Origin of the sequence: Litoreibacter albidus, assembly GCF_900107015.1 — a bacterium.
In the GTDB taxonomy this organism is placed as follows: domain Bacteria; phylum Pseudomonadota; class Alphaproteobacteria; order Rhodobacterales; family Rhodobacteraceae; genus Litoreibacter; species Litoreibacter albidus.
Genome location: NZ_FNOI01000002.1, coordinates 439300 through 458661 on the forward strand (window position 1 = coordinate 439300; position 19362 = coordinate 458661).

General features: G+C 61.8%; 19 protein-coding genes. 12 read left to right on the forward strand and 7 right to left on the reverse strand.

Annotation, left to right across the window (positions count from 1 at the left end):
• Positions 1–135 precede the first annotated feature (135 nt).
• Positions 136–552, forward strand: a complete 417-nt coding sequence (locus BLW66_RS07205; protein ID WP_089946451.1) for a DUF7282 domain-containing protein — start codon at positions 136–138, stop codon at positions 550–552.
• Between the two features lie 60 nt (positions 553–612).
• On the opposite strand, the gene BLW66_RS07210 is transcribed toward BLW66_RS07205, so the two are convergent.
• On the reverse strand, positions 613–1839 hold the full coding sequence (locus tag BLW66_RS07210; protein ID WP_089946452.1) for an argininosuccinate synthase: 1227 nt from the start codon (positions 1837–1839) through the stop codon (positions 613–615).
• Between the two features lie 155 nt (positions 1840–1994).
• Between BLW66_RS07210 and BLW66_RS07215 the strand changes: the two genes are divergently transcribed.
• Together BLW66_RS07215 and ilvA are read left to right on the forward strand one after the other, a co-directional pair.
• Entirely contained in the window at positions 1995–2765 is a 771-nt protein-coding gene (locus BLW66_RS07215) for a hypothetical protein (protein WP_089946453.1), read from the forward strand.
• Complete coding sequence (ilvA, locus tag BLW66_RS07220) at positions 2762–4009, forward strand: threonine ammonia-lyase IlvA (RefSeq protein ID WP_089946454.1); 1248 nt, start codon at positions 2762–2764, stop codon at positions 4007–4009. The genes BLW66_RS07215 and ilvA overlap by 4 nt, the downstream gene beginning before the upstream one ends.
• Here the strand turns inward: ilvA and BLW66_RS07225 are convergent.
• Positions 4006–4308 carry an Hpt domain-containing protein gene (locus BLW66_RS07225; protein WP_089946455.1) on the reverse strand — a complete coding sequence of 101 codons (303 nt, stop codon included), beginning with the start codon at positions 4306–4308 and terminating at the stop codon, positions 4006–4008. The genes ilvA and BLW66_RS07225 overlap by 4 nt on opposite strands.
• A 134-nt stretch (positions 4309–4442) precedes the next feature.
• Here BLW66_RS07225 and BLW66_RS07230 point away from each other — a divergent pair, with 134 nt between their 5' ends.
• Positions 4443–5759, forward strand: coding sequence for a SpoIIE family protein phosphatase (locus tag BLW66_RS07230; RefSeq protein ID WP_089946456.1), 1317 nt, complete (start codon positions 4443–4445; stop codon positions 5757–5759).
• A gap of 18 nt (positions 5760–5777) precedes the next feature.
• On the opposite strand, the gene BLW66_RS07235 is transcribed toward BLW66_RS07230, so the two are convergent.
• Complete coding sequence (locus BLW66_RS07235; RefSeq protein WP_089946457.1) at positions 5778–6218, reverse strand: NUDIX hydrolase; 441 nt, start codon at positions 6216–6218, stop codon at positions 5778–5780.
• 100 nt (positions 6219–6318) lie between these two features.
• Here BLW66_RS07235 and hslO point away from each other — a divergent pair, with 100 nt between their 5' ends.
• The 8 genes from hslO to BLW66_RS07275 are packed head-to-tail and all read left to right on the forward strand — an operon-like array spanning position 6319 to position 15375.
• Complete coding sequence (gene hslO, locus BLW66_RS07240) at positions 6319–7317, forward strand: Hsp33 family molecular chaperone HslO (RefSeq protein WP_089946458.1); 999 nt, start codon at positions 6319–6321, stop codon at positions 7315–7317.
• On the forward strand, positions 7304–7903 hold the full coding sequence (locus tag BLW66_RS07245) for a CoA pyrophosphatase (RefSeq protein ID WP_089946459.1): 600 nt from the start codon (positions 7304–7306) through the stop codon (positions 7901–7903). The genes hslO and BLW66_RS07245 overlap by 14 nt, the downstream gene beginning before the upstream one ends.
• Positions 7900–9045, forward strand: coding sequence for a CCA tRNA nucleotidyltransferase (locus BLW66_RS07250; protein WP_089946460.1), 1146 nt, complete (start codon positions 7900–7902; stop codon positions 9043–9045). The genes BLW66_RS07245 and BLW66_RS07250 overlap by 4 nt, the downstream gene beginning before the upstream one ends.
• A complete protein-coding gene (locus BLW66_RS07255) occupies positions 9042–9626 on the forward strand; it encodes a LysE family translocator (RefSeq protein ID WP_089946461.1) in 585 nt (194 codons plus the stop codon). The genes BLW66_RS07250 and BLW66_RS07255 overlap by 4 nt, the downstream gene beginning before the upstream one ends.
• A gap of 39 nt (positions 9627–9665) precedes the next feature.
• A complete protein-coding gene (locus tag BLW66_RS07260; RefSeq protein ID WP_089946462.1) occupies positions 9666–11510 on the forward strand; it encodes an ABC transporter ATP-binding protein in 1845 nt (614 codons plus the stop codon).
• Entirely contained in the window at positions 11507–13378 is a 1872-nt protein-coding gene (locus BLW66_RS07265; protein ID WP_089946463.1) for an ABC transporter ATP-binding protein, read from the forward strand. Before BLW66_RS07260 ends, BLW66_RS07265 begins: the two co-directional genes overlap by 4 nt.
• A gap of 6 nt (positions 13379–13384) precedes the next feature.
• Positions 13385–14581: a class I SAM-dependent RNA methyltransferase gene (locus BLW66_RS07270; RefSeq protein ID WP_089946464.1), complete on the forward strand. Its 1197-nt coding sequence runs from the start codon at positions 13385–13387 to the stop codon at positions 14579–14581.
• A gap of 20 nt (positions 14582–14601) precedes the next feature.
• Complete coding sequence (locus tag BLW66_RS07275) at positions 14602–15375, forward strand: ion transporter (protein ID WP_089946465.1); 774 nt, start codon at positions 14602–14604, stop codon at positions 15373–15375.
• On the opposite strand, the gene dxs is transcribed toward BLW66_RS07275, so the two are convergent.
• From dxs to BLW66_RS07295, 4 genes are read right to left on the reverse strand one after another with little or no spacing between them, the layout of a single operon-like run.
• Positions 15372–17300: a 1-deoxy-D-xylulose-5-phosphate synthase gene (gene dxs, locus BLW66_RS07280; RefSeq protein ID WP_089946466.1), complete on the reverse strand. Its 1929-nt coding sequence runs from the start codon at positions 17298–17300 to the stop codon at positions 15372–15374. The genes BLW66_RS07275 and dxs overlap by 4 nt on opposite strands.
• A gap of 11 nt (positions 17301–17311) precedes the next feature.
• Positions 17312–18172 carry a polyprenyl synthetase family protein gene (locus BLW66_RS07285; protein ID WP_089946467.1) on the reverse strand — a complete coding sequence of 287 codons (861 nt, stop codon included), beginning with the start codon at positions 18170–18172 and terminating at the stop codon, positions 17312–17314.
• A gap of 4 nt (positions 18173–18176) precedes the next feature.
• Positions 18177–18419, reverse strand: a complete 243-nt coding sequence (locus BLW66_RS07290) for an exodeoxyribonuclease VII small subunit (protein WP_089946468.1) — start codon at positions 18417–18419, stop codon at positions 18177–18179.
• Positions 18412–19353, reverse strand: coding sequence for a histone deacetylase family protein (locus BLW66_RS07295; RefSeq protein WP_089946469.1), 942 nt, complete (start codon positions 19351–19353; stop codon positions 18412–18414). The genes BLW66_RS07290 and BLW66_RS07295 overlap by 8 nt, the downstream gene beginning before the upstream one ends.
• Between the last annotated feature and the right edge of the window lie 9 nt (positions 19354–19362).

The following is a 19362-nucleotide window of genomic DNA, read 5'->3' on the forward strand; positions in this document are numbered from 1 at the left end:
GTAACCCATGGGTTACCAGTGCGTCGGGTGGAAACCGCGAAGTTTTTTCACGAAACTCTGAAACTTCTGCGCGCCAAGGTCCGTGTCTACTAAACACTCCCAATCTTTGGGCGTGAGACAAAGGAGCTACGACACATGAAATTCCTCATCACTACGACCGCCGCCGCCCTTATGATTACCAGCGCCGCATTGGCCGACGGCCACGCGCCAACGCCGATGGTGAACGCCATGGATCAAGATGTCTCGAACGGGATCGTCTCGGCCGCTTCCGTCACCGCTGGCGAAAACGGCTGGCTGGTCGTCCACCGCACAGACGCCGAAATGAAGCCCGGCCCTGTCGTTGGCTACGCCCCCTTGCGGATGGGCGACAATGACGACGTGGTCGCGATCCTGACCGAGCCAGTGGCGTCCGGCGACATGCTGATGCTGATGGTTCACGCCGAAAAAGGCGGCATGGTAACGGGCGGGTTTGAGTACACATTGGGCGCCAAAGAGGACGGCCCGATCAAGCCCGACGGCAAGCTGGTGATGAAGGTCATCACGGCCAAATAGGTTCGTAACGAGTATTCAGTTTCAGCGGCGCCCCGACCAACATCGGGGCGCCGTTTTTTATTAGGACTTCAAACGCTTGTCGCGGGCTGCCAACAGCTTCAACCGCAGCGCGTTCAGCTGAATGAACCCTGCCGCATCCGTTTGGTCGTAAGCGCCTGCGTCTTCCTCGAAGGTCACATGCGCTTCGGAATACAAGGAATGATCCGACCAACGCGCCACGGTGCGCGCGGAGCCTTTGTAGAGCTTGAGGCGCACGGTTCCGGTCACGTGCTTCTGGCTTTCGTCGATCAACGCTTGCAGCATTTCGCGCTCTGGCGAGTACCAGAAACCGTTGTAGATCAGCTCTGCGTATTTTGGCATCAGCTCATCTTTGAGGTGCGCCGCGCCGCGGTCCAGCGTGATCGACTCGATCCCGCGGTGCGCTTCCAACAACAATGTGCCGCCCGGTGTCTCGTAGATGCCGCGTGACTTCATGCCGACGAAACGGCCCTCAACCAGATCAAGACGGCCACAGCCGTGCTTGCCGCCCAGCTCGTTCAGCTTGGTCAGGATCGTGGCAGGCGACATGGCTTCGCCGTTGATCGACACCGCGTCGCCAGCCTCGAAGCCGATTTCCACCATTTCCGGCTCGTCCGGCGCGTCCTCTGGATGAACTGTGCGCTGGTAGACGTAATCGGGCGCTTCTACGCCTGGGTCTTCCAGCACTTTGCCTTCGGAGGATGTGTGCAACAGGTTCGCGTCCACGGAGAACGGGGCTTCGCCGCGTTTGTCCGTGGCGATCGGGATCTGGTGCTGCTCCGCGAATTCGATCAGCTTGGTGCGCGAGGACAAATCCCACTCGCGCCACGGGGCGATCACTTTGATGTCGGGGTTCAGCGCGTAGGCGGCCAGCTCGAACCGGACTTGGTCGTTGCCTTTGCCCGTCGCGCCGTGCGCCACAGCATCCGCGCCGGTTTCGGCGGCGATCTCGACCAACCGCTTGGAAATCAGCGGGCGCGCGATGGAGGTGCCCAGCAGATACAGCCCCTCGTAAAGCGCGTTGGCGCGGAACATCGGGAACACGAAGTCGCGCACGAATTCCTCGCGAACGTCTTCGATGAAGATATTCTCGGGCTTGATCCCCAGCAGCTCGGCCTTCTTGCGCGCTGGCTCCAGCTCCTCGCCTTGGCCAAGGTCGGCGGTGAAGGTCACGACTTCGCAGTTATATTCCGTCTGCAACCATTTCAGGATGATCGAGGTATCAAGGCCACCGGAATAGGCGAGCACTACTTTTTTGGGGGCGGACATTTGGGCGTCTCCGGCTAAGCTAAAGGTCGCCAACGGCGATAGCGGCAATGTCACAGGGGTGCAAGGGCGTGCATGGTCTTGATTGACCCCAGTGCCGTTTGACCGCAGGGTCTGGACAACGAATACGACGGGCGAAATAGCGGGCACTCGGCACTATGCAGCAAGCGATCAACTTCTACGTTTACGGGCTCAAGCAGCTGTTTGACAACCTCCCCACGGCCCTGCGGCTGACGGCGGTTGTCTGGGTTGGCGCCAGCGTTTTGGTGCTGATCCTTGGCGCGCTTCTGGTCGGCCAACCGGTAAGCGGCGGCGATGTGCGCCCCGACGCCGAGGGGCAGATGCCCGCCTTAACCGCCACCTTCACCATGCTGTCCTTGGTGATCAACGTCATGGCCGCCGCATGGGTGTCCCTGATCTGGAGCCGCTTTTGCCTGGGCGCCGACACCCCGCGCGGGGTGGTGCCATCGCTGAAAGGCCTGCCGTTCAGCAACTTCCTGATCACCGTGCTGTTGGTGGTGGTTGTGGTCGGCGGGGCTGGCCTGATCCTAAACATCCTTGAAAATATGGTCATCATGCATCTGCCCTTGCTGGTGTCGATGATCGCCCTGCCGCTGATCAGCACCTTCCTGATGACGTGGTTGTTGCTGCGCGTCGGCGCGGCGCTTCCGGCAACTGCGGCGGGCCAAGTGTTGTCCTTGGTGCAGGCATGGGTCGGCGCGCGCGACAAATCTATCTGGGTGCTGGCCATTCTGGCCGTCGTGACCACCATCCTGTTGGTGCTGCCCTCCATGCTATTGGCGGGCCTTATGGGGGCAAACATGCTGCTCCACAGCCTGATCGGAGTGGTGACCTCATGGCTGCTGATCCTGATCGGCACGGGCTGGCTCGTCGCCATCTTCCGCTCCATCCCGCCGATGTCGAAATGAGCGCCTTTACCGACGCCGCCCGCGCCGCCACCGATGCGATGCGCGCCCTGTTTGAGCCGACGCCCCTTCAGTTGAACGAATACCTGTCGGACCGCTACGGCGCGCAGATTTATCTGAAGCGCGAAGACCTGTCGCCGGTGCGGTCCTACAAGATTCGCGGCGCGTTCAATGCGATGTCGAAACGGCGCGTAAGCCACCCCGACCAGCGCAACTTTGTCTGCGCAAGTGCGGGCAACCACGCCCAAGGCTTCGCCTTTGCCTGCCGCCATTTCGGCGTCACCGGTGAAGTGTTCATGCCGATCACCACGCCGCAGCAAAAGATCGAGAAGACCCGCGCCTTTGGCGGTGACTTCGTGAAAATCCGGCTGACGGGTGATTACTTCGACCAGACCCTTCGCGCCGCGCAAGACCACTGCGCGGACATTGGCGCGCATTTCCTGTCACCGTTTGACGATCCTGATGTGATCGAGGGACAGGCCTCCGTCGCGGTGGAGATCGAGGCAGAGCTGGGCACCCCGCCTGACATGTTGCTGTTGCCCGTTGGCGGTGGTGGTCTGTCCGCCGGTGTGACGCGGTATTTCACCGACAGCGCGGCTGGCATTTCCTTCCGCTATGTCGAACCCGCAGGCGGCGCATCGCTGACGGCGGCGCTGGCGCAGGGCAAGCCGGTGACGCTGCCCCATATTGACACCTTCGTGGACGGCGCGGCCGTTGCGCGGATCGGGGCGCACACCTTTGAGGTGTTGAAAGACGTCGACCCCGCCCACGTTTTGCTGGCGCCGGAAAACCGCATTTGCGGCACCATGATCAAACTGCTCAACATCGAAGGCATCGTGCTGGAACCCGCAGGCGCGCTGGTGATCGACGCCTTGGACGACTTGGCGCAGGACATCAAAGGTAAGACCATCGTGTGCGTGACATCCGGCGGCAACTTCGACTTTGAGCGCCTACCGGAAGTGAAAGAACGTGCGCAGCGGTACGCCGGCCTAAAGAAGTACCTGATCCTTCGCATGCCCCAACGCCCCGGCGCGTTGAAAGATTTTCTGGCCCTGCTTGGCCCCGACGACGACATCGCGCGGTTCGAGTACCTGAAAAAGTCGGCCCGCAACTTCGGCTCCGTCCTGATCGGGATCGAGACGAAGGAGCCTGACGCTTTCGCGCGCCTGTTCCAGTCCATGACCGAAGGCGGGTTCGAGCACCGCGACATCACCAACGACGACGTGTTGGCGGATTTTCTGATTTAGACCCCCTTTCCCGCCAGAAATGCGGATTTGGACTGCTGATAAACCGACTGCAATTGCCCTGCCGCGAATTGATCGGGCTGGTGCTCCATCTGCTCGCAGGTGGCGCGAAACTGCTCGAACCCGAGGTTCGCCGCGCTGCCCTTTAGAAAGTGCAGATCAGCGTCGTGATTATTGGCGCCTGATGATGTCAGGTCGGATAATTTCTCCTCTACCTCCTCCAGAAAAAGGGCGACGATTTCATCGAAATCCTCCTCCCCCAAATCGGCTTTCAACGCGTCGACCCGCGACCAATCCAGCATCACATCCCCTTCGCGTTAAATCTTGATGCGGGCAGCATGAGCGCCAGTCGTTAAGGAAATATGATTGCTAGAATTGTAGTAATTCCAATTGGAGGCTTCATCCTCTCTTAAGTGTTTGGCCCTCAGTTAGGCCCATGCTTAATTCTGTACCGTCGCCCCAGTTTGACCCTGATCACACGTCACAGCCCGCACTGGATTGGGAGGGCGTCAGCGACACCAACCCTGACGTGCCACAACGGGTTTTGGTGGTCGATGACAGCCGCATGCAGCGGCGGCTGCTGGCCACGCGATTGCGCAAATGGGGGTACGAGGTTTGGGAGGCGGATTCTGCGGCAGAAGGGCTGAAAATCTGCACGGACCACGACGTGTCCCTTATCCTAAGTGACTGGATGATGCCCGAAATGTCCGGCCCAGAATTTTGCCGCGCGTTCCGCAACTTAGGGCAAAGCAACTACGGCTACTTCATTCTGTTAACCAGCAAAGGCAGCAGCGATGAGGTGGCGGAAGGCTTGAACTCCGGCGCGGATGATTTCCTGACAAAGCCCGTCACGTCAGGGGAATTGCGCGCACGGCTGCGCGCGGGGGAACGGGTGCTGCGTATGCAGGCCGCGCTGATCGACAAGAACGAGATCGTAAATTCCACGTTAAAACGGATCGAAAAGCTGTACGACGCCCTGAACCACGACCTGTCGGAGGCGCGTCACCTGCAGCAGTCACTGGTCCGCGACACGGACATCCAGTTTCCGGAAGGGAAAATCGGCCTGAACCTGACGCCCAGTGGCCATGTGGGCGGCGATTTGGTCGGATATTTTCGGGTAAGTCGCCATCAGATTGGCCTGTTCTCGCTGGATGTGTCCGGCCACGGGGTGACGTCTGCGCTGATGACTGCCCGCCTTGCGGGATACCTGAGCGGGTTCACCCCCAGCCAGAATATGGCGCTGCGCAGGGTTGGGGACGGCAAGTTTGTTGCGCGCGATCCGGCGGAAACCGTCAGCGATCTGAACGAGTTACTGCTGAGGGAATTGGAGACGGAGCATTATTTCACCATCGCGCTGAGCATCGTTGACCTGCAATCAGGGCTGATGCGCACCGTGCAGGCAGGGCACCCGCATCCGGTCCTGCAACGCCGCGGGCAGGCAATTGCGCTGCTGGGTGACGGCGGCATGCCAGTCGGGCTGATTCCCAAGGCGGAGTTCACGTCATTCGAGACGCAGCTAAAGCCGGGTGACCGCGTGATCCTGCATTCAGATGGCATCACGGAAGCAGAGAACCCAGCGGGGGTGATGCTGGAAGAAGATGGGCTGAACTCCTTCCTAGACGCCGCGCGGGACATGCCCGCCCCAGTGATGATGGACCGCCTTCTGGAGACATTACAAGCCCACACCAAGACCAGCGATTTCGGCGACGACGTGTCAATACTGGTGTTTGACTATGACGGGCCTTGCGCATGACAGCGCTGCGCGGAAAAGCTACAGCCCAAACAGGGTTTTCACGAAATGACGGTCGCCGTCATTGCCAAGCAGCTGCGCGGCGTCCGTGGGCGACATCCACACGGCTTCGTGGTCCGGCTCCAGCGGTTGGCTGCGCTGCATCACGGGGCGCGCGATATAAACGCTGCAAAGCTTTTCGGCCCAATAGCCATATTCCGGCATGTAAACGAACCGGCGAAAGGCACCCAATTTGCGGGGGGCGGTCATGGTCCAGCCGGTCTCCTCCATTACCTCGCGGTGGAGCGCGGGGATCGGGTGTTCGCCCGCGTCAACACCACCGCCGGGCAGCTGTACATCAGGGACATCGCGACCTTGAACTGTGGTCAGCAGATCAACGCCATTCCACAAAATGGCGTAGGCACCAGGGCGCAAGCGGTAGGGTTTGCCGTGTTCATATCTCTCGCCAAAACGTCTGATCATTGTGCAACTCCGTCATGTATTACGCACATACCCCTTGGGGAATGGATTGTCGCGCCTATGTAGACGCGGTATGCCAAGCCCCTAGGCGTAAGGAAACCCCATGACCCTTGGACAAAAAATCGCGTGGGACGACACCGTCCTGCCCTTCCAGTTGGACAATATCGACATCCGTGGCCGCATCGCGCGGTTGGATGGCGTGCTGGACAGTGTGCTGGAACAACATGACTATCCACCTTTGGTGGAAGCAATGGTGGCCGAAGCCGCCTTGCTGACGGCGATGATCGGACAGACGGTCAAGCTGCGTTGGAAGCTGTCGCTGCAAATCCGCGGCGACGGTCCTTTGCGGCTGATCGCGACCGATTACTACGGCCCGACGGAAGACGGCGAGCCTGCCCGTATTCGCGCGTATGCGAGTTACGACGCGGAGACCATCGACCTTGACGCGGACCCGTTCAGCCAGATCGGAAAGGGATTCTTTGCCATTCTGATCGACCAAGGCAACGACATGAAACCTTACCAAGGCATCACGCCTTTGGCGGGGGGCAGCCTTGCGGCCTGTGCGGAGACGTATTTTGCCCAGTCGGAGCAGTTGCCGACGAAGTTTTCGCTGACCTACGGGCGCTCCACCGAACCGGGGGCTGACGAAAGCTGGCGCGCGGGCGGGTTGATGCTGCAACATATGCCCAAGGCCTCGCCATTGATGGCGAAGGACGATGCGATCGGCGACGATGGGTTGCTGGCAGCCGAGGACATTCTGGACGGCGACGAAGCGGAAAACTGGAACCGCGCCAACATGCTGCTGAGCACGGTGGAGGAGCTGGAATTGATCGGCCCGAGCGTGGCACCGACAGACCTGTTGTTCCGCCTGTTTCACGAAGAACGGCCCGTCGTCTATGACACCCAACCGGTCAAATTCGGCTGCACCTGCTCCGAGGAAAAGGTGCGTCAAAGCCTGTCGATCTATTCGGCCCGCGACCTTGGCCACATGACCAAGGAAGACGGATCGCTGACGGCGGACTGCCAATTCTGCGGCGCCCATTACGTGATGGACCCGAACACCGTTGGATTCGAGGCCGAGACCTCTGATGACGGGCAGTGACCTGATCGAAAAACTGGAGGCCGCGCTGGGGAAACCGGGCGCGGCCTCTTCCGATTTCGACCTGAACCCTGACGTGACGCTGCCGGAAGGGCGCGTGTTGCGCGACGCGGCGGTTCTGGTCGCGCTGATGCCATCGACAGATGGCGCGCAATTGGTGCTGACCAAGCGGTCCTCCGCGTTGAAGCACCACCCCGGCCAAATCGCATTCCCCGGCGGCAAACGCGACGGCGACGAGACGCTGGCGACGACGGCCCTGCGCGAAGCGGAGGAAGAGATCGGCCTAGACCGCAATCAGGTGCGCCTGATCGGCACATTGCCGTCGCATGAAACGGTGACCAGCTTTCAGGTGACGCCGCATGTGGCGATCATCGACGGACCGTTCACCCCAGTGCCCGAGGCGGGCGAGGTGGCGGAAGTGTTTACCGTGCCGTTGGAGCACGTTTTGGATACCCGAAATTACGTGATCGAAGGCCGCCGCTGGCGCGGCAGAACGCGCCATTATTTTGTGGTGCCCTACGGCCCCTACTACATTTGGGGGGCCACGGCGCGAATGCTGCGGTCCTTGGCCGAACAGGTGCGCGCGTGACGCGGATCACGGGAAACTGGCTCAGCGCCGCCGCCACGCAAGCGGTGTTTGACGCGCTGGAGGCGACCGGAGAGACCGCGTATTTCGTGGGCGGCTGCGTGCGCAACGCGCTGCTGGATGCCCCCGTGGCAGATATCGATATTACGACCGCCGCCACCCCCGACCGCGTGAGCGCAGCGGCGAAAGCGGCTGACCTGAAGGTCATCCCGACGGGGATCGAGCACGGCACGGTCACGGTGGTGTCGGGTGGCATCGCGCATGAGATCACCACATTTCGCGCGGATGTGGACACCGACGGGCGGCACGCGAATGTCGCGTTTTCCACGTCCATGCAGGTGGACGCGGCGCGGCGCGACTTCACGATGAACGCCCTTTATGCGGATCGGCACGGCGCCGTCAGCGACCCTGTTGGGGGCTTGCCAGACTTGCACGCACGTCGCCTGCGCTTCATCGGTGACGCGGGGGCGCGAATTGCGGAGGATTATCTGCGGATCTTGCGCTTTTTCCGGTTTCACGCGTGGTATGGCGACGCGGCGCAGGGCTTGGACGCCGACGGGCTGGCGGCCTGTGCCGCAGGAGCGGACGGGTTGGCGCAATTGTCGGCGGAGCGCGTGGGCGCGGAGATGAAGAAACTGCTTGCCGCGCCGGACCCCGCACCAGCCGTCGCCGCCATGGCGCAGGCCGGAATTTTGGCGCGCGTGATGACGGGTGCCGATGCGAAAGCCCTGCCGATCTTGGTGCATCTGGAAGCTGGGCGCGCGCCGCGCATGACGCGGCGCGCGGCGTGTTTGGGCGGTTTGGGCTTGAAAGAGCAGTGGCGGCTGTCCAACGCGGACGCCACTGAAATCGCGCTTCTGCGCGACCTGATCGGCGCGGACATGGGGCTGGCAGAAATTGCCTACCGCCACGGCGCAGCGCGCGCCTTGGACATCGCATTACTGCGCGGCGCATTGTTCGAGCAGCCCTTAAGTGCGGGAATGGACGACGACATCGCGGCCGGAGCAGGTGCGGTTTTTCCTGTGAAAGCGGCTGATCTCATGCCACAGGTAACGGGCCCCGCCCTTGGCGCGCGGCTGAAAGAGCTGGAAGCGCGGTGGATCGCGTCGGGCTTTACCCTAGGCAAGGCGGAGTTGCTTCGATGAATTTTGACCCGCTTTACGCCTTTGTGTTTTTCGGGCTGTTTTCGCCGGGTCCAAATGTCATTTTGCTTACCACCTCCGGCGCGCGGTTCGGGTTCAAGCGCACGTTGCCGCATGTTTTGGGTGTGGCGGCGGGGGTTGGTATTACGTCGGCACTGACGGGCTTTGGCGTGGGCGCGTTGCTGCTGGCGCAGCCTGCATTGACCTTTACGCTAAAGTGCCTCGCGGCAGGGTGGATTTTGTGGATGGCGTGGAAGCTGTTTCGCTCCACCAGAGGGCCGCAAGCCGAGGGGCGCGATAGGCCGTTTACCTTTGTTGAGGCCGTGTTATTCCAATGGGTGAACCCGAAGATTTGGGTGGTCGCTATGGCCGCGTCCTCGGGGTATGCTATCGGCTTGTCGCCCGCTGCGGATGCGGTCCGGCTGGGCACGGCGTTTTCGGGCATTAACCTGTTTGTGTGCCTGTTCTGGACCTTTGCGGGGTCTTTGTTGGCGGTGCTTATGACCCGCCCCGCGTGGTGGCGCGGCTTCATGACGGTGATGGCCCTTGCGCTGGCCAGCTCTGCCGTGATGATTTTCATATAAGTCACGGCCTAGATTAACGGGGCCGAAATCGAGGTTTTGATGTTCCGGTTTTTAGAGAATTTGGTAGACCCCTACGGGCCTTACGACGAAGTTGACGCCCCGCCGCAAAAGCTGTGGGCGTTTTTGTGGTCCTATTCACAACCGTTCAAGAAGGTCTTCGTGTGGGCCGCGATATTGTCGCTGATGGTGGCGACGGTCGAGGTTGGCCTGATCTACTACATGGGCCGCGTCGTGGATGTGCTGTCCAGCGGCGACCCCGCGCAGGTGCTGGCGCAATACGGCACGGAGCTTGTTCTGGCGGCCGTGTTCATCCTGATTATACGCCCCCTGATCCAAGCCGCGGACGTGGGCATTTTGAACAATGCCATCTTGCCGAACTACGGCACCTTGTTCCGCTGGCGCGCGCATAAGCACGTGCTGCGCCAGTCCGTCGGCTGGTTCGAGAACGACTTTGCAGGGCGCATTGCCAACCGCATTATGCAAGCGCCTCCCGCCGCTGGTGAGGCGGTGTTTCAGGTGTTTGACGCGATCACCTTCTCACTGGCCTATGCCGTTGGCGCGTTCGTCTTGCTGACGCAAGCGGATCCGCGACTGGCGATCCCGCTGGTCGTTTGGCTGGGGCTGTATGCGTGTTTGGTGATGTGGACGATGAAGCGCGTGGGGCCTGCGTCCAAGGCCTCCTCCGACGCGCGGTCGATGACCACGGGGCGCGTGGTGGACAGCTACAGCAACATTCATTCGGTCAAGCTTTTTGCCCACCATGAAGGGGAATTGCGCTTCGCCAAGGAAGCGATTGAGCAAACCCGCCAGACCTTTGCGCGCGAGATGCGTATTTTTACCATCATGGACGTGATGTTGGTCGCGCTGAACGGCTTGCTGATTGTCGGCGTCGTGGGCTGGGCGATCTGGCTCTGGGCGCAGGGCAGTGCCAGCGTCGGGGCGGTTGCGGCGGCCACGGCTTTGACACTTCGGCTGAACGCAATGACCGGCTGGATCATGTGGGCATTGTCGTCGTTCTTCCGCTCCCTAGGCGTGGTGTCGGAAGGTATGGAGACCATCGCACAGCCCATCGCATTGGTGGACGCCGAACAGGCGCAGCCTTTGGCGCTAAGGGCGGGCGAGGTCGAGTTCAAAGCGCTGACGCACCACTACGGGCGCAATCAGGGCGGGTTGGACGCACTGTCGCTCAAGATTGGGGCGGGCGAGAAAGTCGGGCTGATCGGGCGATCCGGCGCGGGCAAATCGACGTTGGTTAAGCTGCTGCTGCGCTTTTACGACCCCGAGGGGGGCGTGATCGAAATTGACGGGCAGGACATCACTGGCGTTACGCAAGACAGCCTGCGGCAGGTGACGGGCATGGTGAGCCAAGACAGTTCGTTGTTGCACCGATCCGTGCGCGACAACATCCTTTATGGCCGCCCCGACGCGACGGAGGCCGAGATGATCGAGGCCGCCAAACGCGCGGAGGCGCATGAGTTTATTCTGGACCTATCCGACCCCGAAGGGCGCACCGGCTATGACGCCCATGTGGGGGAGCGCGGGGTGAAGCTGTCGGGCGGGCAACGCCAGCGGATCGGGCTAGCGCGGGTGATTTTGAAGAACGCCCCGATCTTGGTGTTGGACGAAGCCACCAGCGCGCTGGACAGCGAGGTGGAGGCCGCAATCCAAGACACGCTGTATGGTGTGATGGAGGGCAAAACCGTTATCGCCATTGCCCACCGCCTGAGCACCATCGCCCATATGGACCGCATTGTGGTGCTGGACGGCGGCAAAATCGCCGAACAAGGCAGCCACAGCGCGCTATTGGCGAAAGGCGGGCTATATGCTGGGTTCTGGGCGCGCCAGTCGGGCGGATTTCTAAACACGGATGAGACAGATTTATGAGCCGTTTTCTAAGCACCTTCGAGCCGGTGTTGCGCCGGTTGGGCGACAGTATTGACCCCTTCGCGGAGGCCGGTACGCCGCCGCCACGCACGTTGTGGGCGTTTTGCAAATGGTGCCTGTCGGGGGCGTGGCCGGTGCTGATATTGGCGGCGGTGTTCTCGGCGTTGGCGGGGGCTATGGAAGCGGTGACCGCGCTAATGCTGGGCTGGGTGATCGACGCCGCCGCCATCACGGGGCCGCAGGCGTTCTTTGTGCAGAACTGGCCGCTGGTGCTGATGTTTGTGGGCTTCTTCGTGATCATGCGCCCGCTGTTTTTCGGGATGAGCGCGGCGTTCAACGGCATCGTGGTGCCGCCGAACATCTACCCGTTGATCCAAAGCCGCCTGCACCGTTGGACCTTGGGGCACTCGGTTGATTACTTCGACAGCGACTTCGCGGGGCGCATTGCGCAAAAGCAGATGCAGACCGCCCGCGCCCTGACGGAAGTGACGGCGGAGACGATCAACGTGGTGGCCTTCGCGCTGGCGTCGATCGTAGGATCGGTGCTGTTGCTGGGCACGATCAGCGGCTGGGTCGCGGTTGCGCTGGCGGTTTGGCTGGTCGGCTATATCCTGATGATCCGCTGGTTCATGCCGCGCATCCGCAAGCGGTCTGCGGCACGAGCGGGCGCGCGCACCATGGTCACAGGCCAAGTGGTGGACACGATCACCAACATCAAAACGGTGAAGCTGTTTGGACATTCCAAATTCGAGGACCAGTCGGCGCTGGACGCGATGGCCGTTCTGCGTGACCGCGCGTTGGAATTTGGCCGCCTGTCCACGGGCTTTCGCTTTGCGTTGATGACGACGGCGGGGATTTTGCCTGTGATGCTGATCGGCGGCACGGTTATGCTGTGGCAGTCCGGCATTGCGACCACCGGCGACATCGCGGCGGCGGGGGCCATTTCGATCCGCATCGCGCAGATGACGGGTTGGGTCAGCTTCTCGCTCATGGCGATGTACGCCAATATCGGGGAGGTCGAGGACGGCATGCGCACCCTAACGCCACCACATGCCTTGCTGGACAAACACGACGCCAAAGCGCTGAGCGTGCCTGAGGGCGCGGTGCTGTTTGACAAGGTTACCTTCCGCTATGGGCGCGACGCGGGCGGCGGCATCGACGATGTCACGCTTGCCATCAAACCCGGCGAAAAGCTGGGGCTGGTTGGCGCGTCGGGGGCAGGGAAATCAACGTTGGTTAGCCTGCTTTTGCGGCTCTATGATACCGAGACGGGTGCCGTGCGCATTGATGATCAGAACGTATCGGCTGTGACGCAGGAAAGCCTGCGCCAGCGGATTGGGATGGTCACGCAGGAGACGGCGATGTTCAACCGCTCCGCCCGCGACAACATTCTTTATGGCCGCCCCGATGCGTCCGAGGAAGAGATGATCGACGCCGCCCGCCGCGCCGAGGCGCATGAGTTCATTCTGGAGCTTGAAGACCACAAAGGGCGCACCGGATACGACGCCCATTTGGGGGAACGCGGCGTGAAACTATCGGGCGGACAGCGGCAGCGCATTGCCTTGGCCCGCGCCCTGTTGAAAGACGCACCGATCCTTGTGCTGGACGAAGCCACAAGCGCGCTGGACAGCGAAGTGGAAGCCCTGATCCAGACCGCGTTGGAGAACGCGATGGTCGGCAAAACCGTCATCGCCATCGCCCACCGGCTAAGCACCATCGCCCGCATGGACCGGATTGTAGTGCTGGAGGCGGGGCGCATTGTCGAGGACGGCACCCACAGCGCCCTGCTGGAAAAGAACGGACTTTACGCGCGCTACTGGCGGCGACAGTCCGGCGGGTTTATAGGCATAGCCGAAGCAGCCGAGTAAGCACCCATGACACAGACCATTTTGCGACTGAACCACAAGGGCGAGGGCGTGCCGGAGACGGGCGCACCGATCCCACGGACCTTGCCAAACGAGGTGGTCGAGGATGGTCGCATCGTGACGCCCTCCGCCGACCGTGTGGCAGCACCTTGCCGCCATTTCAAAAGCTGCGGCGGCTGCGCGATGCAACACGCCAGCGACGCGTTTGTCGCCGATTGGAAAACCGATGTTGTCCGGCTGGGCCTGTCCGCGCGGGGCATCGAGACGGACATCCGCCCTATCGTGACCTCCCCCGCGCAATCGCGCCGCCGCGCCACGTTGCACGGGCGGCGCACCAAGAAGGGCGCGATGGTCGGCTTTTTCGGGCGCGGCTCTGACGCGCTGATCGAAGTGCCCGACTGCAAACTGCTGGACCCCGCAATCATCGCGGCGATCCCGATGCTGGAGGAGTTGACCGTCGCCGCCGCGTCCCGCAAGAGCACGGTCGGGCTGGTGGTCACTTTGTCCGGCTCCGGCCTAGATATCGACGTCCGTGACGCCAAACCGCTGGAGCCGCAGAGCATTTTGGAAATGTCGGCGCTGGTGGAGCGTCATAAGCTGGCCCGCCTCAGCTGGGACGGCGAAGCCGTTGCGACCCGCGTGCCGCCGTTCCAAATTTTCGGCGCGGGGAAAGTCACCCTGCCACCCGGCGCATTTTTGCAAGCGACGGACCACGGGCAACAAGCGCTGTCCGACGCGGTGCGCGACATCTTGGGCGACGCCAAACAAGTGGTGGATCTGTTCGCAGGTTGCGGCACCTTCACCCTGCCCGCCGCCGAGAAAGCCGAAGTCTGGGCGCTGGAAGGCGAAGCGTCGCTGATCGCGGCGCTGGATGCCGGATGGCGTATGGCAACGGGGTTGAAGAAGGTGAAATCCGAGACCCGCGACCTGTTCCGCCGCCCGTTGCTGCCACAAGAATTGCGCAAGACAGATGCGGTGATCATCGACCCGCCGCGCGCAGGCGCGGAGGCCCAGACGATTGAATTGGCGCAAAGCGGTGTGAAGCGGATCGCGGCAGTGTCGTGCAACCCGATCAGCTTTGCCCGCGACGCCAAAATCCTCATCGACGGCGGATACCGCCTAGATTGGGTGCAGCCGGTGGATCAATTCCGCTGGTCGTCGCATGTTGAGCTTGTTGCGCAGTTCACAAAACCCCATATGGGCTGAAACCCATAAACGGAGCCTTTATGTCCCTGCGCGCGCAAACGCAACTTTTTCTGGAACGCCCACTTACCCGAAACTTCATCCTAGGCGTCATCCTGTTTAACGCGGTCATTTTGGGACTAGAAACGGTGGAGCCTGTGATGGCGCAGGCGGCGCCGCTGATCCTCGCGCTCGATAGCATTTGCTTGGCGATTTTCGTGGTGGAACTGGCCGCGAAGCTGTTCGCGCAAGGCACGGGGTTCTTCCGGCGTGGCTGGAACCTGTTCGATTTCTTCATTGTCGGCATCGCGCTGGTGCCGGGGACCGGCGCGTTCTCGGTGCTGCGGGCGTTGCGGGTGTTGCGCCTTCTGCGGGTGCTATCGGTCGCCCCGTCCATGCGGCGCGTGGTGGAGGGGCTGGTGACCGCCCTGCCCGGCATGGCATCGGTGTTTTTGCTGATGGCGCTGCTGTTCTACATCGGCGCGGTGGTCTCCACGAAACTGTTCGGCGCGGCCTTCCCGGAGTGGTTCGGCAACCTTGCGCTATCAGGCTACACGCTGTTCCAAGTCATGACGCTGGAGTCGTGGTCCATGGGCATCGTGCGCCCCGTGATGGAGGTGTACCCCTACGCGTGGGCCTTCTTCTTGCCGTTCATTCTGGTGACGACATTTGCGGTGGTGAACCTATTGGTCGGCCTGATCGTGAACTCAATGCAGAACGCCCATTCGGAGGAAGAGCACGCGGCAACCGACAGCTACCGCGACGACGTGATGGCGCGGCTGAACGAGATTGAGCGGCTGATAAAAGCCCGCAGCTAGGCGCGGCGGGTCGCGATGTCTGCGATGCCCAAAGTCTCCAGAACCTTGGCCTCGATCTGCGGTGCGTTCATCGCGGCGGCAGCGTACATGTCGGCGGGGCTGGCTTGGTCGATGAAGATATCGGGGAACACCATGGAGCGATATTTCAGGCCCGCGTCAAACACCGCATTGTCGGCCAAAAGCTGCGCGACGTGAGAGCCGAAGCCGCCGACGGCGCCTTCCTCAATGGTGATCAATGCCTCGTGGTTGCGCGCAAGGTTCAGGATCGCGTCCTCGTCCAACGGCTTGGCGAAACGGGCATCGATAATGGTGGGCGTGATGCCTTTGGCGGCAAGGTTCTCGGCGGCTGTCATCACCTCTGACAGGCGGGTGCCGAAGGACAGGAGCGCGACGCGATTGCCCTCTTGGATCAAGCGGGATTTGCCGATCTCCAGGACTTCGCCCTTCTCCGGCATCTCAACGCCGACACCTTCGCCACGCGGGTAGCGGAAGGCGATGGGGCCATCGTCATAGGCCACGGCTGTGGCAACCATATGGACCAACTCCGCCTCGTCTGCGGCGGCCATCACCACCATCCCGGGCAGGTTCGTCATAAACGCGATGTCAAAGCTGCCCGCATGCGTGGCCCCGTCAGCACCGACCAAGCCAGCGCGGTCAATCGGGAAGCGGACAGGCAGGCCTTGCAAGGCCACGTCGTGGACGATCTGGTCGTAGCCGCGTTGCAGGAAGGTCGAGTAGATCGCGCAGAACGGCTTCATACCGCCCGCCGCCAAACCGGCGGCGAATGTGACGGCGTGTTGCTCCGCAATGCCCACATCGAAGGTGCGGGAGGGATAGCGCTCCGCCATCAGGCCAAGGCCGGTGCCATCCGGCATCGCGGCGGACACGGCGACGATTTTGCTGTCTTCGGCGGCGTGCTCTACCAGCGCTTTGCCGAACACGGAAGTGTAGCTGGGCGCGTTGGAGGGGGCCTTCTTTTGTTTGCCCGTGACGAAGTCGAACTTCGCCGTAGCGTGGCCACCGTCGGCGGCATTTTCGGCGGGGGCATAGCCTTTGCCTTTTTTGGTGATCGCATGGATCAGGACCGGCCCGTCGGCGCGTAATTTCACGGTGCGCAGCACGGCCAAAAGCTGGTCCATGTCGTGGCCGTCAATTGGACCGACGTAGGAGAAGCCAAGCTCCTCAAACAACGTACCGCCGACGGTTGCGGATTTCAGCAGCTCCTTGGCGCGGCGCGCACCTTCCTGGAAGGGCGGCGGCAGCAAGGACACGGCACCTTTGGCGGCGGCTTTGAATTCTTGGAACGGCGCACCCGCATAGAGGCGCGACAGGTAGGACGACATGGCACCAGTGGGCGGCGCGATCGACATGTCGTTGTCGTTGAGGATCACGATCATCCGCTTTTTCAAATGGCCCGCGTTGTTCATGGCCTCGAATGCCATGCCCGCGCTGATGGAGCCGTCGCCGATCACGGCGATGCAATCGCCCAAACCGTGCTCCGGCGCGCCGCCAAGATCACGGGCGACGGCCATACCTAGGGCTGCGGAAATGGAGGTGGAGCTATGCGCCGCACCAAACGGATCGTAGGGCGACTCGCTGCGCTTGGTGAAGCCGGACAGGCCGTCTTTCTGGCGGATCGTGCGCATACGGTCGCGGCGTCCGGTGATGATTTTATGCGGATAGCACTGGTGCGACACATCCCAAATCAGGCGATCCTTAGGGGCATCGAAGACGGCATGGATCGCGACAGTCATTTCAACCACACCAAGGCCAGCGCCAAGGTGGCCGCCGGTTTCTGAGACGGAAAACACTGTCTCCAACCGCAACTCATGCGCGAGCTGTGCCAGCTCCGCGTCGGACATACCTTTCATGTCGGCGGGTGTGTTCACCCGATCAAGCAGGGGCGTTTGCGGTCTATCGCTCATCTGTTTGTCCTTCACGTATCGCGGTCGATCACGAACCGCGCCGCTGCTTTTAGGTTGTCTGCCTCGTCGCCATAAGGGGAAAGGGCATCGCACGCACGCACAACCAGCTCCTCTGCGCGTTTTTTCGCGCCCACCATACCAAGCAACGACACAAATGTCGCCTTACCAGCGTCCGCGTCTTTTTGCAGGCGTTTTCCCGCTTTTGCCGCGTCGCCCTCAATATCCAAGATGTCATCGGCTATCTGAAAGGCAAGCCCAAGGGCGTTGGAATAGTCGCGCAGCGGCGCGGGATCGGCCCCAGAGAGCAGCGCACCCGCCTGCGCGGACCATTCGATCAGCGCGCCGGTTTTGCCGGCCTGAAGGCGGGTTATTTCATCGAGCGTGAGCGGTGTGGGCGCGGATTCAGCCGCGATGTCCAACGCTTGACCAAGGACCATGCCAGAGGCGCCAGCGGCCTTTGCCATGGTAGAGATCAGCGCCAAACGTCGGTCCGGCGCGACGTCGAGATCGGCCAGCACCTCAAACGCGAGGGTTTGCAAGGCGTCGCCCGTGAGTACCGCCGTGGGTTCATCCCACTGGATGTGGACCGTTGGCATTCCGCGCCGCAGATCGTCATTGTCCATGCAGGGCAAGTCGTCGTGGACAAGGCTGTAAGCGTGAATCATCTCGATGGCGGCGGCGGTTTGATCGGCCACATCCGTGGGTGCGCCGTGTAGGCGCGCGCTTTCCATCACAAGGAACGCCCGCAGCCGCTTGCCGCCCGTGCAGGTGTAGCGCATGGCGTCGGCGATGATGCCATCGAGCGGCTTCATCGACGCATCAAGCGCCGCTTGCACGCGGGTTTGCGCGTCGGTCAGGGCCGCTTGAAACATCGGATTACAGGCCTTCGACTGGTGTCGTACCGCTTGGCTGGCCATCCCTGCTTAGGGTAATTTGCGCCACCTTTTCCTCAGCCTCTTTCAGCTTCGTCTCGCAGCGCTTTTTCAGTTCCGCACCGCGTTCATAAAGCTTGATGCTATCTTCCAGCGGCACGTCGCCGCGTTCCAGTTGGCCAACAACCTGCTCAAGCTCGGACATTGCCTGCTCGAAGCTCATTTCGTCTACTTTCATGTCAGCCATGGGTGCCCCGCTTGATCAAAACTTCCAGATGCGCGCGTGTGGACGCGGCAAGGGCATCAAGATCATATCCGCCCTCCAGAGTCGAGACAACACGGCCTTGCGCGTGGGTATCGGCGACGTCGTACAGGGCCTGCGTGGCCCAGACAAAATCGGCCTCGTCCCAATTGAGATTGGCCAGCGGATCATTGCGGTGCGCGTCGAACCCTGCCGAGATCAAAACCAGCTCTGGCTTGTAGTCATTGAGAGCGGGGAGGATCACGCGCTCGTAGACGTCGCGCAACTCCGCGCCGCCGGAGTGCGCGGCCAAAGGCACGTTCAAGATGTTGCCGGACGCGCCCGTCTCATGGGCCGCGCCGGAGCCAGGATAGAGCGGCATCTGGTGGCTGGAGATGAACAGCGCCCTGTCCTCGTCCCACAGCAGATCTTGCGTGCCATTGCCGTGGTGGACATCAAAGTCAACGACGGCAACGCGGCTTAATCCGTGCACATCCAGCGCGTGTTTGGCCGCGATGGCGATATTGCCAAAGAGGCAAAAGCCCATAGGCGTCTGCTTTTCCGCGTGGTGACCCGGCGGGCGCATGGCGGCGAACGCGTTCTGCACCTCCCCACCGAGCACCATATCGACGGCCTTCGTCATGGCACCGACACCGCGGTAAGCCGCGGTGAGCGACCCCGCCGACATATGCGTGTCCGCGTCCAATGCGCGCGAGCCGCTGTCCGGCGCGGCGGCGGTAATCGCGTCGATGTGCGCCTGCGGGTGGACGCGAAGAATGTCGGCGTCCGTGCCCATCGGGGCATCGACGCGGATCAGCCCGTCATCACCCAACGCATCCAGCGCGGCGTAGATCGCCATAAGACGGTCAACGCGTTCGGGGTGACCGGAGGGCGTGACATGTTGCAAGCAGTCAGTGTGGGTGATCAATGCGGTTGTCATGGGCGATCC